This window comes from Ruegeria sp. C10, assembly GCF_056537805.1.
In genome coordinates, this window is the sequence record NZ_JBQFSC010000006.1 from 1 (window position 1) to 14,130 (window position 14,130).

Annotated in this window: 11 protein-coding genes; 6 read left to right on the forward strand and 5 right to left on the reverse strand. The window is 55.8% G+C overall.

Annotated features, from left to right (window positions below):
* Positions 1–356 precede the first annotated feature (356 nt).
* The 3 genes from katG to ACR0DE_RS19540 form a co-directional block, all read right to left on the reverse strand.
* Positions 357–2,558 carry a catalase/peroxidase HPI gene (katG, locus tag ACR0DE_RS19530; RefSeq protein ID WP_480754887.1) on the reverse strand — a complete coding sequence of 734 codons (2,202 nt, stop codon included), beginning with the start codon at positions 2,556–2,558 and terminating at the stop codon, positions 357–359.
* A 423-nt stretch (positions 2,559–2,981) separates the two neighbouring features.
* Complete coding sequence (locus tag ACR0DE_RS19535; protein ID WP_480754889.1) at positions 2,982–3,965, reverse strand: glycosyltransferase family 2 protein; 984 nt, start codon at positions 3,963–3,965, stop codon at positions 2,982–2,984.
* A gap of 46 nt (positions 3,966–4,011) precedes the next feature.
* Positions 4,012–4,869 (reverse strand): SDR family oxidoreductase, encoded by an 858-nt coding sequence (locus ACR0DE_RS19540; RefSeq protein ID WP_480754891.1) that lies wholly within the window; start codon positions 4,867–4,869, stop codon positions 4,012–4,014.
* A gap of 88 nt (positions 4,870–4,957) precedes the next feature.
* Here ACR0DE_RS19540 and ACR0DE_RS19545 point away from each other — a divergent pair, with 88 nt between their 5' ends.
* Entirely contained in the window at positions 4,958–5,590 is a 633-nt protein-coding gene (locus ACR0DE_RS19545) for a class I SAM-dependent DNA methyltransferase (protein ID WP_480754893.1), read from the forward strand.
* Positions 5,591–5,656: 66 nt separating this feature from the next.
* Here the strand turns inward: ACR0DE_RS19545 and ACR0DE_RS19550 are convergent, their stop codons facing one another.
* Positions 5,657–6,643 (reverse strand): sterol desaturase family protein, encoded by a 987-nt coding sequence (locus ACR0DE_RS19550; RefSeq protein ID WP_170426230.1) that lies wholly within the window; start codon positions 6,641–6,643, stop codon positions 5,657–5,659.
* Between the two features lie 24 nt (positions 6,644–6,667).
* Complete coding sequence (locus ACR0DE_RS19555; RefSeq protein ID WP_170426232.1) at positions 6,668–7,423, reverse strand: class II aldolase and adducin N-terminal domain-containing protein; 756 nt, start codon at positions 7,421–7,423, stop codon at positions 6,668–6,670.
* 117 nt (positions 7,424–7,540) lie between these two features.
* On the opposite strand from ACR0DE_RS19555, the gene ACR0DE_RS19560 reads away from it, so the two are divergent.
* The 5 genes from ACR0DE_RS19560 (at position 7,541) to ACR0DE_RS19580 (ending at position 13,976) form a co-directional block, all read left to right on the forward strand.
* Positions 7,541–8,416 carry a LysR substrate-binding domain-containing protein gene (locus tag ACR0DE_RS19560; RefSeq protein ID WP_170734101.1) on the forward strand — a complete coding sequence of 292 codons (876 nt, stop codon included), beginning with the start codon at positions 7,541–7,543 and terminating at the stop codon, positions 8,414–8,416.
* Positions 8,417–8,573: 157 nt separating this feature from the next.
* A complete protein-coding gene (gene ade, locus ACR0DE_RS19565) occupies positions 8,574–10,376 on the forward strand; it encodes an adenine deaminase (protein ID WP_480754896.1) in 1,803 nt (600 codons plus the stop codon).
* Entirely contained in the window at positions 10,373–11,836 is a 1,464-nt protein-coding gene (locus ACR0DE_RS19570) for an AMP nucleosidase (protein WP_480754898.1), read from the forward strand. The genes ade and ACR0DE_RS19570 overlap by 4 nt, the downstream gene beginning before the upstream one ends.
* A 130-nt stretch (positions 11,837–11,966) precedes the next feature.
* Positions 11,967–12,254: an HU family DNA-binding protein gene (locus ACR0DE_RS19575; RefSeq protein ID WP_010442901.1), complete on the forward strand. Its 288-nt coding sequence runs from the start codon at positions 11,967–11,969 to the stop codon at positions 12,252–12,254.
* Between the two features lie 174 nt (positions 12,255–12,428).
* On the forward strand, positions 12,429–13,976 hold the full coding sequence (locus ACR0DE_RS19580) for a hypothetical protein (protein ID WP_480754900.1): 1,548 nt from the start codon (positions 12,429–12,431) through the stop codon (positions 13,974–13,976).
* Positions 13,977–14,130: the final 154 nt, after the last annotated feature.

A 14,130-nucleotide genomic window follows, 5' to 3' on the forward strand; every position in this document is an offset into this window, starting at 1 on the left:
CCCAATCAAAAACCTCAGATGCCCCCAGTCTCTCCCGAGCGTCTCCGCAGCTTCCACCGCGTCCCAGCACCTCAGCAGCGCCGGTGAAGGGGTATTTACGGATTAGGTCTGGGACCTGCAACCCCCAATTTGAAAAAACTTCAAATTTCCGACCACCTTCTTCTTCACCTTAATAAAAACAACAGGTTAGCTTAACAAATCCTCCCGAGTACTCACAAAAAAGAGGTTTATAGAAAGAGAAAGAACAGTCTCTCGGCGGAATCGTACCCAATGCTTGGTACGCGCCCTGAGTCAGGCGCATGAAAACGCCGCCCGACTCTCCTCGGGCGGCGCAATTTACTGCGTTGGTTATAGGGTTACTTCAGATCAAAACGATCCGCGTTCATCACCTTGTTCCAGGCCGAGACGAAATCGCAGACAAATTTGCCACCTGCGTCGTCCTGACCATAGACCTCCGCCAGTGCCCGCAACTGCGAGTTCGACCCAAAGACCAAATCCACGCGGGTACCTGTCCACTTCACGTCACCACTTGCGCGGTCGCGGCCTTCATAGACGCCGTCACCGGATGGTTTCCATTCGGTGCCCATATCCAGCAGGTTCACGAAGAAATCGGTGCTGAGCGTGCCGACCCGTTCGGTCAGCACACCATGAGAAGTTCCGTCAAAGTTTGTGCCCAGCACACGCATCCCACCCACAAGCGCAGTCATCTCCGGTGCCGACAGCGTCAGCAGTTGCGCTTTGTCCACTAGCAGGGCCTCGGCCGGAACCGAGTATTCCTTGTGCAGGTAGTTGCGGAAACCGTCCGCAATCGGTTCCATCACCGCGAAAGACTCGACATCCGTCTGCTCTTGCGAAGCATCGGTGCGGCCGGGGCTAAAGGGAACATCAACGTCATGACCTGCGGCCTTGGCTGCCTTTTCGATGGCAGCACCACCACCCAAGACAATGAGATCGGCCAATGAGACCTTCTTGCCACCAGACTGTGCGTCATTGAACGCTTTCTGAACGCCTTCCAGCGCATCCAGCGCCTTGGACAGTTTCAACGGTTCGTTAACCTCCCAATCCTTCTGCGGGGCCAGACGAACGCGCGCACCGTTGGCACCGCCACGCATATCCGATCCCCGGAAGGTCGAGGCCGAAGCCCATGCGGTCGACACCAGATCTGAGATAGACAATCCCGTCGCGAGTATCTTGGCTTTCAGTTCGGCTACATCAGCGTCGTCAATAAGCGCGTGATCGACGGCCGGGACGTTGTCTTGCCAAATAAGCTCTTCGCTGGGAGCCTCGGCTCCAAGATAACGCGCACGCGGACCCATGTCGCGGTGGGTCAGTTTGAACCACGCGCGGGCAAAGGCATCGGCAAATTCGTCCGGGTTTTCGTGGAAGCGCTTCGAGATCGGGCCATAGATCGGATCCATGCGCATCGCCATGTCGGCGGTGGTCATCATAGTCTTGACCTTTTTCGATGGATCACCCGCTGCCGGGGCCATGTCCTCTTCCTTGACCCCAACAGGTTCCCAGATCCACGCGCCCGCTGGGCTCTTGGTCAGGTTCCAGTCGTAGCCAAACAGCAGGTCGAAGTAACCGTTGTCCCACTTGGTCGGGTTTGCGGTCCAGGCACCCTCGATGCCGCTGGTGGTGGTATCATCACCCTTGCCGCTGCCAAAATCGTTGATCCAGCCAAAGCCCATCGCCTCCATCGGGGCGGCCTCGGGTTCGGGACCGACAAGAACGGGATCACCGGCGCCGTGGGCCTTACCAAAGGTGTGGCCACCCGCAACCAAAGCAACGGTTTCTTCGTCATTCATCGCCATACGGCCAAAGGTGTCGCGAATATCGCGACCTGAAGCCAAGGCATCTGGCTGACCATCTGGACCTTCGGGATTCACATAGATCAGACCCATCTGAACAGCTGCCAACGGGTTTTCCAGATCACGTTCGCCCGAATAGCGGCTGTGCGGGTTCTCAGTTGGGGCCAGCCATTCGGTCTCGGCACCCCAATAAATGTCTTCTTCGGGTGCCCAGATGTCTTCACGACCACCGGAGAATCCAAATGTTGTACCGCCCATGGATTCGATCGCGCAGTTGCCCGCCAATATATAAAGGTCAGCCCACGAGATCTGGTTGCCGTACTTCTGCTTGATCGGCCAAAGCAGACGGCGCGCCTTGTCCAGGTTGCCATTATCCGGCCAGCTGTTCAGCGGAGCGAACCGCTGATTGCCGGTCGATGCGCCGCCGCGGCCATCTGCCGTGCGGTAGGTGCCCGCTGCGTGCCAGGCCATACGAATGAACAAACCGCCATAGTGCCCATAATCTGCGGGCCACCAATCTTGCGAATCCGTCATCAGCGCATAAAGGTCTTCCTTCAGTGCCTTCAGGTCGAGCTTCTTGAACTCTTCGGCATAGTCGAATATCTCGCCCATCGGGTTCGATGCAGGGCTATGCTGATGCAGAATCGACAGGTTCAGTTGGTTCGGCCACCAGTCCCGGTTGGACCGGGCCTCGGCGCCATGCATTACCGGGCATTTGCCCATGTTGGGGGTATCACTTCCGTCCATATCGATCTCCAGTCCTGGCTAGATGCGTGCGTCGCGCGGTTAACTTTGAAACGAGAAACAGGGGTCTTGAGTGTTTTTGCGCTCGTCCTTGGCATGGGCGTTACGCGGGATCGCGCAGATCGGCCCTGCCTTCATTGTAGGAAATAGCATTAACGACTCGTTCTTTCTGTTTGGATGTAGATTTAGCAAATCCAAGCCATTCACATAAGTTTTGTTTTTTGATGATATTGATAATCCAGAGCTATCACTTGAACATCTACGCGCAGCCGGACCCTGAAGCGCATGATTACGACTGCACCACCAAGCTTCACCGTGCCTCGCAAGTCGGGCGCGAGAGAGAGTGGACGCAAATAAGCTTACGATGATGGCCGCGCATGAAACGACTGAACTGAGTTAGCGCAAAACGGATTGACCGGCCCAGATTCAGTGGCCACTGACCTTCTTATAAAGGGCCGATTTATAGCCGAAGGGAATTCCCAATACCCCGACAAGCCACCCAACCGTTCGGGCGATCTGGATCAATCGCCGATCTGGTTGGAACGGAAACAGAAGGATTGCCCCTAACAGCGCCAACAAGCGAAAGGGGGTGCTCAGAAACCCCAAGATCGCCTTTGTTGGCTTCTGATCAAGCTTACGGCGCATATGGGTGTTGGACTGGTCCCTTCCACGGGCGGTCTGATACCAGAATGACAACCTTTCGGGAGGAATGGTCTCGTACACAAAAGCGTCGGGCACCCAGCCGACCGGTAAGCCTGCAGCAACGGTCTCGGCATAAAACTTTGCGTCCGTCCCGCCGGTCATCCGCATGGTTTCATCGAACCAAAGGCCGGTTTCGCTGAACAGGCGTGTCTCGCCCAGCCAGTTGTTTGTCACGATGGTCACGCCACCGGTACCGTTCAACGTGGCTTTCTTTGCAGCCGCGTTTTCCTTGTCGAGGTAACGATTGCTGATATTGCGCAACATCAGCCGCTGAATCGCGGTCTCCTGCCCCGTTGGCCCCGCCGCACGAAGCGGAGCGCCCATTAGCACGGCAGAGCTGTTGCGATACCCGGCGACCAACCGTTCAAGCCAATCGACCGCCACCACCTCGTCATCATCGACAAAACAGAGCAGATCCGAGCCATTCTCCAACGCTTCGCGCGCGGCTCGGTTGCGTCCGAACGGGATGCCGAGTTCGGTCTCAAGGACATAGTTCAGACTTGCTCCATTAGGCAGCTTCTCCCCTACTGCCTGCACGGTACCTTCGCTGAGCGCTGCGCTGTCGTTTTCCACCACCAAACATCGCACCGAGCAGTCGGGCGGCAGCTTCATCTCTCCCCAGCTTCGAATCAAAGCGGCCAGCATCTCGGGCCGCTGCCGGGTCAGGGTCGAAACGGTAATGTTCAGCGGGACAGAGCGGTCTTTCATCGAAATCCCATACAATCCGTGCCGGTTTCTTGGCAAGGCGCGGTGATCAAGTGGCATCCTTCTGATGCTGCATCAGTGCTTCCAACCCTACACGGTAGTTCGGATAGAGCAATGAGACGCCCAGTTCATCCTTGATCCGATCATTCCGAACGCGCTTGTTCTCATTATAGAAACTGCGCGCCATCGGAGTCAGATCAGCCTCATCAAACGGAACGGCAGGCGGCATCGGTAGACCTTGCAGCTCGGCTGCAAAGCCGATCACGTCTTGCGGCGGCACCGGTTCATCATCACAGACATTGTAGATCGCACCCGGATTGGGTTTGGCCATCGACGCGATCAAAACCTGTGCAATGTCGTCAACATGAATGCGCGAAAACACCTGGCCCGGCTTGATGATCCGCCGCAACCCACCGCGTTTCAGCTTTGAAAACGGCCCGCGACCCGGCCCGTAAATCCCTGCCAGTCGGAAGATATGCAAGGGCAGGCCCGGAATGCCGCCCCATTGCTCCTCGGCACGCACGCGCCAACGGCCACGTTCAGCCGTCGGTGTGGCGGGCGTCGTCTCATCCACCCAGCCTCCCTGGTGATCCCCGTAAACGGCTGTGGTCGACAGGTAGCCGACCCATTTGAACTGTCCGATCCGCGCGGCGATCTCATCCTTCAATTCCGCCAGCACCGGATCACCATCGGCTGTGGGTGCTGTAGAGACAAGCAGATGCGTCACCCCATCCAGATCAGGCCGATCCCCCGGCCAGACCCAAGGCTCGGCGCCCGAGTCGCGGATTGTCTCAAGTTGCTGGGAATCACGCGTGGTTCCGATGACCCGCCATGTGGTTGGATCCAGTTGCCTCGATATCGCTCGGGCAGAATAGCCGTGGCCGAAGGAGAATAGTGTCTGTGTCATGGTCCCTTTGATGATCTGCCCGGCACGTGGATGCAAGCGCCGGATGGACGCACTTGATTCGAATCCTCTGATGCGCATTCATTGAGAAATGACCAAAAAGACACCTGACTTGCACGCAGCCTACTCCCTGAAATCGCCCGAGGAGAACAAGCGCCTTTATGCGGAATGGGCAGGGGAATATGACGACAGTTTCGCAGCGCTTGAGGATTATCAACTCCACAACCACACGGCACGCGCCTTTGTGGGCGCAGGCGGACAAGGCCCGGTATTGGATGTAGGCGCGGGCACGGGGTTATGCGGAACTATTCTGGCCGGGTTGGGCGTGGGTCCGATCGACGCCACCGATATCAGCGCCGAAATGCTGGACGAGGCGATGCGCAAGGATATCTATCGCGACGCGATCGAAGCCGATCTCAATCAGGGCCTGCCGGTTCCACGCGGCAGCTATGCCGGTGTCGTCTCGTCCGGAACGTTCACCCATGGCCATCTTGGGCCAGAAGATTTGCCAGCGCTCTTGCGTGTCGCACGCCATGGTGCGCAGTTCGCCCTCTCGATCAACGCAAAACACTTTGAGGCGCTCGGATTCGCCGATACCTTCCGCCGCCTCGAGGCGGATCAGATCAGAGACTTATCGTTAACGCAGGTTCGGATTTATGGCGATCTTGCTGCCGGCCCTAACAAAGATGACGTCGCTTTGATCGCGTTGTTTGAGAAAACCTGACCAAAGCTCTGCGTAGGTCATATACGGACCTATGCAGAACTCGGCGGGGCAGAACGCCCTCGTGATCTAAGTATACATCTGCTTCTTGAAAGCCCGTGTCCGCGTTGTCGCCTCGGCTGAACCATCGTGATAAGTGCCGAACCACTTGTCGAACGGAATCTCGGATGTGCCGTAGTTACACTCGAAATACCGGTGATGAAGCTGGTGGAAGAAGTCCCCTGCCCGCGCGGCATCCGTTTCACCAGCCTTCAGCTTTTCGAAACCCGAGTGAGACAGTACCGGGCTGATCTGCTGGAAGTAGGCGTGAAACAGCAGATGCAGCGGATGCGAGGGTACAATCAGATGGATGAAGTAGGTGGTGAAATAGAGAAGGTTTTCATACCAGTGGTTCGATATTCCCGACCATGGTCCGATATTGACGTTACGATGGTGCACAGCATGAACGTGCTTGTAGAGTTTCGGGTGATGTTCCAATCGGTGCACCCAGTAGAAATGAAGCCCTGACCACATCGGGATGAAAAGCATCCAGATCACGAACCAAACGGGGGCCGCGGCCCAGGTTATCACTGGCGCATAGCCATTCGCCATCGCCCAGTAGATCAGCCACTGATAGACCGTCGCCACAGTCATCGCACTTCCCAGCGTCCACCAGATGTTATCCAAAACCTGATTTCGAAAGGTAAACGACCCATTGTCACGTGTCAGATCACGCCGGTCGAATTTCTTGTACATGCCCTGCCCTTTGCGCATGTAAAGCCACCAATGCAGACCTCCTGCTATCATGATCTGAGGCACCATGTTCAGCAGCCAGATACGGAACATCCAGCCGGGCGCGAAACTCTGCATGGTCTCTAATGGAGGTAAAAACACGAAATAGGCGGCAAAAGCCATCACCATGCAAAGCGTCAGCGACGTAAGGGGAAGCCAAGCCCCTTTGTACCAGTTCAGGATAGCCGCAGGACGCGGCGGCCAGTTGAACAAAGGGTTCAAACCGACGGGCCCTTCGGGGCGGTAATTCCATCGGGCGGCTTCTGCATCATGTATATCGGTCATGGCTGAAACTCCTAACAGTGCGCTTCAGGTTGCGTAATCCGAGCCTTCGGCATCCAGAACAGATTTGATTTCGCGTAAATGTGCTTCGGCCTGACCGGGATATTCATCAAGCTCTTGCGCGGTTTTCTCAGCAATCTCATCGGACAGAACGCGCAAAGGTTGCCCGGTTTGAAGAGCACGAATGTACGTTTCTGCGGCGCGTTCAAAATAATAGAGTCTGTTAAAGGCATCTGCCGGACTGTCGCCGATCACCAAAACCCCGTGGTTGCCCATGATCATGACTTTCTTTTTCGGGTCCGACAGCATCGCGGCACAGCGCTCACCTTCGCTTTCAAAAGCCAGACCTCCGAATTCTTCATCGATTACGTAGCGATTGAAGAAAGTTGCGGTGTTCTGATCGATCGGCGGCAAGCTGCTGTCTGCCAGCGAGGCAAGAACCGTCGCAAAAATCGAATGCACGTGCATCACGCAGCGCGCATGCGGGCAATGGCGGTGGATCGATCCGTGGAGCCCCCAAGCCGTCGGATCCGGTGCGCCGGGCTGGTCCATGACATCTTTGTCATTGGCATCAAGCAGCAGCAGATTTGACGCCTTGATACGCGCGAAATGCATCTGATTGGCATTCATCAGGAACTGCGTGCCGTCTTCGTTCACCGCAAGGCTGAAATGGTTCGCCACCCCTTCATGCATGTTCAACCGTTCGGTCCAGCGGAATGCGGCGGCCATGTCCACGCGTTCGGACCAATGATCGATGTTGGGACGCAGGTTTGTAACGCTCATGCCGGGCTCCTTCGCTTGTCAATTGACTTCTGGGAAATCGTGCCTTCACCGCAAACGTTTGACCAACGAAAAAAACATGCCTAGTTCATTAGTAAAACTACTGGCAGAGTTATGAGCATGCAGAAATCACTTCCACCGCTCGGCTGGCTACGCACATTTGAAGCGGCGGCCCGTCATTTGTCATTCACGGGGGCGGCGCGGGATTTGAACATGACGCAAAGCGCAGTCAGCCAGCAAATCAAATCACTAGAGGGCTATTTGGGTCAGCCATTATTCCTACGTCGTCCGCGTGCATTGGAGCTGACCGAAGCTGGTATCACCTATCTGCCGGTCGTGCGTGAAGCCTTTCGAACTCTGGTAAGGGGGACACAAGCCGTCACGGGCGCACAACAAAACGCGGTTCAGGTCCAGAGCAATATCACATTTGCCGTCAACTGGCTGGCTCCGCGCCTACCCCGGTTTCGGGAACTGCATCCGGATGTACATCTGAATATCTTCACCGAACTGTGGGAGCCTCGCGAAATGGCCGAAGGCGCGGCGGTGGAAATCCGCTATTCGCTGCGCCCAGCCGATACGGTGCGAACGGAATTGCTACGGACAGATCACTACTATCCTGTCTGTGCCCCCGACTTCCCGGTGACGCTGGAAACTCTGCAGGAACAGCCCCTGTTCGACTGTTCAAATTTGTTGTCGAATTGGGAGAGCTGGATCACAGATCAGGGCCTAACTTGGGGGAAACCTAAGGTAACCTATTCGACGACCTATCTGGTCAGCCTGTCGGTTGCGATGGCCGGAGGAGGCTTGTGTTTAGCCCACGACATGATCGCAAAACGGTTGATTGAAGAAGGCCGCCTGATCGCGCCGTTCAACCATCGCGCTACTATGCCCGAGGCCTATTATCTATTGCTATCGCCCCAAGCCGAGGAAACGCCGGGCGCGTTGGCGTTTGTCGACTGGCTGCGCGCGGAGATTGAAGCCGATCGCCACAACTAATCGCGGGTCGCTCCCGCCCATCTTTGATGCCCTTTGGGCATCTCCTCTGGTTGGGCGTGGCAGCGCTGGCGCGCTGCGGATGGCAGGTTTTGTGATGATTCCATGATACCTTAATAGTGGGGGTTGCACCTTGCGCCGCATTCGGGAAAGTTGGGCCATGGAATACACTCCCTTCCCAAGTTGGCCCGATACCGCCCCTCGTCTCATTGCTGTTGCTGCTGGCCGCGAGGCTGCCGATTTGGTGATCCGTGGCGGCGTCTGGGTCAATGTGCATAGCCGCGAAACCCTGCCTGACCATGACGTGGCGATCGCTGCGGGGCGCGTTGCTTTTGTGGGGCCGGACGCCGCGCATTGTATCGGTCCTGAGACTCAGATCATCGAGGCGCACGGTCGCTATTTGGTGCCGGGGTTATGCGACGCACATATGCATATCGAATCTGGTATGTTGACCCCGGCAGAATTTGCCCGCGCAGTCACTCCGCATGGGACGACTTCGATGTTCACCGACCCGCATGAGATCGCCAATGTGATGGGGTTGGAAGGCGTACGCCTGATGCATGACGAAGCGCTGATGCAGCCGGTGAACATCTTCACCCAGATGCCGTCCTGTGCACCCTCAGCACCGGGGCTTGAGACCACAGGGTATGAGATCACCGCCGAGGATGTGGTTGAGGCGATGTCTTGGCCCGGTATCATCGGACTGGGCGAGATGATGAACTTTCCCGGAGTCATTCATGGCGATCCGAAGATGTTGGCAGAGATCGCGGCCACACAACGCGCCGGTAAAACAGTTGGCGGGCACTATGCTTCGCCAGATTTAGGGCCTGAATTTGCCGCTTACGTCGCTGGTGGCCCTGCGGATGATCATGAAGGCACCTGCGAGGCCGACGCCATCGCACGTGTCCGTCAGGGAATGCGGTCAATGATGCGGTTGGGGTCGGCTTGGTATGATGTCGAAAGCCAGATTACTGCGGTGACTGAAAAAGGGCTGGACCCGCGCAACTTCATCTTGTGCACCGACGACTGCCATTCGGGAACGCTGGTAAATGACGGACACATGAACCGCGTAGTGCGACATGCGATTGCCTGTGGTTGCGATCCTCTGATTGCGCTGCAAATGGCGACGATCAACACGGCGACCCATTTTGGGTTGGAACGCGAGATCGGCTCGATTACACCCGGGCGGCGCGCTGACATTATCCTGAGTTCTGATCTGGTAGAGCTTCCGATCGAAACCGTGGTCGCGCGCGGTCAGATTGTGGCTGAAAACGGGACGGTAACGGTCGAATGCCCGCATCTGAACTGGCCCGCTAAGGCGCGAAATACCGTACACCTAGGGCATGCGTTGACCTCGACAGACTTTGAAATCGCAGCCCCTGCCGGAGCGAACCGTGTCATGGCCAACGTGATCGGGGTGGTTGAAAATCAGGCCCCAACGCAAGCGTTGAAATCCGAGCTGCCGATTATCGAAGGGCTTGTTGAAGGCGAAGGCGATGTGTGCCAAATCGCATTGGTCGAACGGCATCGCGCCACGGGGGGTGTGACCAACGCCTTTGTCTCGGGCTTTGGGTATCAAGGCAAAATGGCCATGGCCTCGACCGTTGCGCATGACAGCCACCATATGATTGTTGTCGGCACCGACCGTGAACAGATCGCACTGGCCGCGAACCGGCTGGCCGAAGTGGGCGGAGGCATCACAATCTTTCGCGATGGCGAGGAACTGGCCTTGGTGGAACTGCCGATCGCAGGCCTGATGTCCGACAACCCAGCGACTGACGTTGCCGCCAAAGCAGAACAAATGGTCGAGGCGATGAAGACCTGCGGCTGTCAGCTTAACAACGCCTATATGCAGCACTCTCTGCTGGCCCTGGTTGTGATTCCTGAACTGCGGATCTCGGACCTTGGGCTGGTGGATGTACGTACATTCGAAAAGATCGACCTTCTGGAACCCCTTGCATGACTACTATCCGAACACCTGACGTTCCCAACCCCGAGAAATTTAGCGATCCGCTTGCAGCTGTCGCACGTTTAGAAGAGCTCTATGAACAGGCGACAAAATTCCTGTGCGATAGGTTTGCAAATGCACTTAAGAACGGCGCTCCTACCGAGAGGTTTCGGGCGTTCTACCCCGAAATCCGGATCAGGACCTCGTCTTACGCGCAGGTCGACAGCCGGCTGAGCTTCGGTCACGTGTCCGAGCCGGGCACACACGCCACGACAGTGACGCGCCCCGATCTGTTCCGGTCCTACCTTACCCAGCAAATCGCGCTATTGATCAAGAACCACGATCAGCCGGTCACAATCGGAGCTTCGGAAACGCCGATCCCGGTCCATTTCGCTGTCGCCAATAACCCGGATCTGGTTGTCCCGCATCAGGGTGCAGCTGGGTTCACTCTGCGCGATGCGTTCGATGTACCGGACCTGAATACAACAAACGACGATATCGTGAATGGCGTGCACGAGCTGGAAAACGAAGCGGGACCCCTTGCGCTCTTCACAGCCCAGCGGGTGGACTATTCGCTTGCACGACTGTCGCATTATACGGCGACTGACCCCGGCCATTTCCAAAACCACGTGCTGTTCACCAACTATCAGTTCTATGTTTCGGAATTTGAGAGCTACGCACGGGCGCAACTCGCTGATCCCGACAGCGGCTATACCAGCTTTGTCTCGACCGGGAATGTTGAGATCACGGACGCCGAAGCCGTACTGGAACAGCCCCTTAAACTGCCGCAAATGCCAACCTACCACCTGAAACGCGCGGATGGGTCTGGGATCACGCTGGTCAATATCGGCGTCGGGCCATCGAATGCCAAAACGGCCACCGACCACATTGCGGTTCTGCGCCCGCACACCTGGTTGATGGTCGGCCACTGCGCCGGTCTGCGCAACACGCAGGCGCTTGGGGATTTCGTACTGGCACATGCCTACCTGCGCGAGGACAAAGTGCTGGACGACGACCTGCCCGTCTGGGTGCCGATCCCCCCGCTGGCCGAAGTCCAGGTCGCGCTGGAACAGGCTGTGGCCGAGGTAACCGAGTTGGAAGGCTACGAGCTGAAACGTATCATGCGAACAGGTACAGTCGCCTCGGTCGATAACCGCAATTGGGAGCTTCGCGATCAGTCCGGCCCGGTGCAACGGCTCAGCCAGTCCCGTGCGATTGCGCTGGATATGGAAAGTGCAACAATCGCAGCCAACGGTTATCGGTTCCGGGTTCCTTACGGCACCTTGCTGTGCGTCTCGGATAAGCCCTTGCATGGTGAATTAAAGCTTCCCGGCATGGCGTCGGCGTTCTATACCACTCAGGTCAGTCGTCATTTGGCGATCGGAATCCGGGCGATGGAGCACTTGCGCGGCATGCCGCTGGAACGGTTACACAGCCGGAAATTGCGTTCGTTTGACGAAACGGCCTTTCTCTGAAGCAAAAAAGCAACGAATTTCCCCTATTTTTGGGGTTTTTAGTGCTACTATTCGTTGTGTTCAGCCACAATATCCCGTTACAGTTACGCGGTGAGGCCCTATAGATCGGGCACGTTAAGGAGACCAAGAAATGGCAAAGCCTATGACAAAGACTCAGCTGGTGGCTGCTCTCGCTGAGGAAATGGGAACTGACAAGAAATCTGCAAATGCCGCGCTGGAGGCCATGACCGGCCTGATCACTCGCGAAGTTTCGGCCGGTGGTGCCGTCACCCTGCCCGGCGTTGGCAAAATCTACTGCCGCGAGCGCCCCGAGCGCATGGTGCGCAACCCCGCCACCGGCGAGCAGTTCAAGAAAGAAGCCGACAAAGTGGTCAAAATGACCATCGCGAAAGCTCTGAAAGACAGCGTCAACGGCTAATTCGCCGAAGACAGATCGCAAGATCGAAGGGGTCGCCACCGGGCGGCCCTTTTTTTGTCTGAATAAGTTATGTAAGCATCTGATTAATATCGAGTTTTTGCCGCTATCGCCATAGTTGTGTCATATTCCTCATCCACTCGCTTAATGGGAAGTATTATTGAGGAATCTCGATTTATGGCACGATATCAAACCACTGAATTCGATACAGAAAATCAATTCGACTGGGCAAGCATCCAATACACGATTGAAGACGATGTTGTCGTTGCAACGCGGACGACTTTTGATGCCGGATACGAGGTCTTCGGGACTTACGAAGACGGCGTTTTGCGTCAGGAATTTTATGTCGGAACAGATGAGGCACTGGGCTTTGATAATCGGTTCATTGACTATGACGCCAATGGAATAATGACCGAACGCGGAACGGTTTACCCAGACAGTATCCGCGTGACCGAGACCTTTCAAAATGGTGTTCCGAATGAGATTCTCATCCAAGATGGGTTTTTCGGAGACGGTGCAAGATCCTGGAACCAGATCGTTCTACGCTATGATGCGTCGGGCAATATCATAGGCCGCACGATAACAAACGATAATGGTACCCGGACGGTTGAAGCCTTCGCGCCCGGTCATTTCAGTACTGTTCAGGACTTTCTACAAACCAAATCCTGGGATCGGATCGACACGTTCTTCGATGTCAACGGAGAGACAACCGGACGGACGACCACCTATGACAATGGAATTATCAGACAGGAAACGTGGACAGACGGACAGCGTAGCAACGTAACGCAGACAGACGGAAGCGACATAAAGTCGTGGGAAACCATCAGCACCTCATTTGATGGCAGTGGAAAGAAATCTGAAAAGACAACGACATATGACAATGGAGTCGTGAAACATGAGATCTGGTCAAATGGCCAGCGCGTCAGCATCAGCCAGACTGATGAGCTGGATGCGAAATCCTGGGATTCGATCACGACCACCTATCAGGACGGACAAATCTCAGAACGTCGGCTGGAGAAAGATAATGGGGACGTAACCGTTACACTTTATGCGGATGGAAACCGTTCTGACGTGCTGCAACTGGACGGGGACGACAGTGCTTCTTGGGCATTGAAGGTCACCAGCTATCCAGACGCAGGCGGGAAAGAGATTTCTTTGTATGAAAAGGTCGAGGACATCCCTGAATCCTTGTTCCAATACTTCCCGGAACTGACCGCGCCTGACCCGCTTGAAGAGTTCGTGCTGGATTTCAATGACGGAACCCGCATCAATGACAGTGATCAGGTGCTGAATGGTGCATTTATTGCAAGTGTTAGCAAAGGGCAGAGCAACACTGATGGTATTCTAACCCCATACGAATACGGTGGCTCAAACCCCGACCCCGACCTGGAGGCGTTCAATTCCTGGGGGGCAACTGTCGGCTTCTCGAAAAGCGATGGCGAAGAATTCAACTTCAACAGCGTTTCCTTGGCCAATGCTTCCAGATCGGACACCACGTATATTCCTGAATCGAACTGGGCAAACCAAGTCACTATCAATGCCTATAATGGCGATGAGCTGGTGCACTCCGCAGAGGTCGATCTGACATTCGATCACGTCACACACGAGTTTGACTGGCGCGATATTGATCACGTCGAGTTCGTTGCATCGGGAGGTGAAATTACCAATGACCATGTCGAGAACGCGGGTTGGTTCTCGATGGACGATCTTAGCTTTTTCGCCTGAATCAAGCGACAAGCTGAATCATAATGATGAGCAGCGCTTTTCTACAAAAAGCTCTGCTCATTCTCATTGCGCGCAAGCTCATTGATGCCAACTATCGGGCGACCCCGCTATTCGACGCAATGGGTCCTTGCAGCTCATGTTAAAATCAGGAACA

Excerpts from the sequence above, each read along its gene's own strand:
- ACR0DE_RS19545 (WP_480754893.1), top strand. The coding sequence starts at position 4,958 with ATGACCAAAAAGACACCTGACTTGCACGCAGCCTACTCCCTGAAATCG.
- ACR0DE_RS19560 (WP_170734101.1), top strand. The coding sequence starts at position 7,541 with ATGCAGAAATCACTTCCACCGCTCGGCTGGCTACGCACATTTGAAGCG.
- katG (WP_480754887.1), bottom strand. The coding sequence starts at position 2,558 with ATGGACGGAAGTGATACCCCCAACATGGGCAAATGCCCGGTAATGCAT.
- ACR0DE_RS19555 (WP_170426232.1), bottom strand. The coding sequence starts at position 7,423 with ATGAGCGTTACAAACCTGCGTCCCAACATCGATCATTGGTCCGAACGC.
- ACR0DE_RS19540 (WP_480754891.1), bottom strand. The coding sequence starts at position 4,869 with ATGACACAGACACTATTCTCCTTCGGCCACGGCTATTCTGCCCGAGCG.
- ACR0DE_RS19570 (WP_480754898.1), top strand. The coding sequence starts at position 10,373 with ATGACTACTATCCGAACACCTGACGTTCCCAACCCCGAGAAATTTAGC.
- ACR0DE_RS19535 (WP_480754889.1), bottom strand. The coding sequence starts at position 3,965 with ATGAAAGACCGCTCTGTCCCGCTGAACATTACCGTTTCGACCCTGACC.
- ACR0DE_RS19550 (WP_170426230.1), bottom strand. The coding sequence starts at position 6,643 with ATGACCGATATACATGATGCAGAAGCCGCCCGATGGAATTACCGCCCC.
- ACR0DE_RS19575 (WP_010442901.1), top strand. The coding sequence starts at position 11,967 with ATGGCAAAGCCTATGACAAAGACTCAGCTGGTGGCTGCTCTCGCTGAG.
- ACR0DE_RS19580 (WP_480754900.1), top strand. The coding sequence starts at position 12,429 with ATGGCACGATATCAAACCACTGAATTCGATACAGAAAATCAATTCGAC.
- ade (WP_480754896.1), top strand. The coding sequence starts at position 8,574 with ATGGAATACACTCCCTTCCCAAGTTGGCCCGATACCGCCCCTCGTCTC.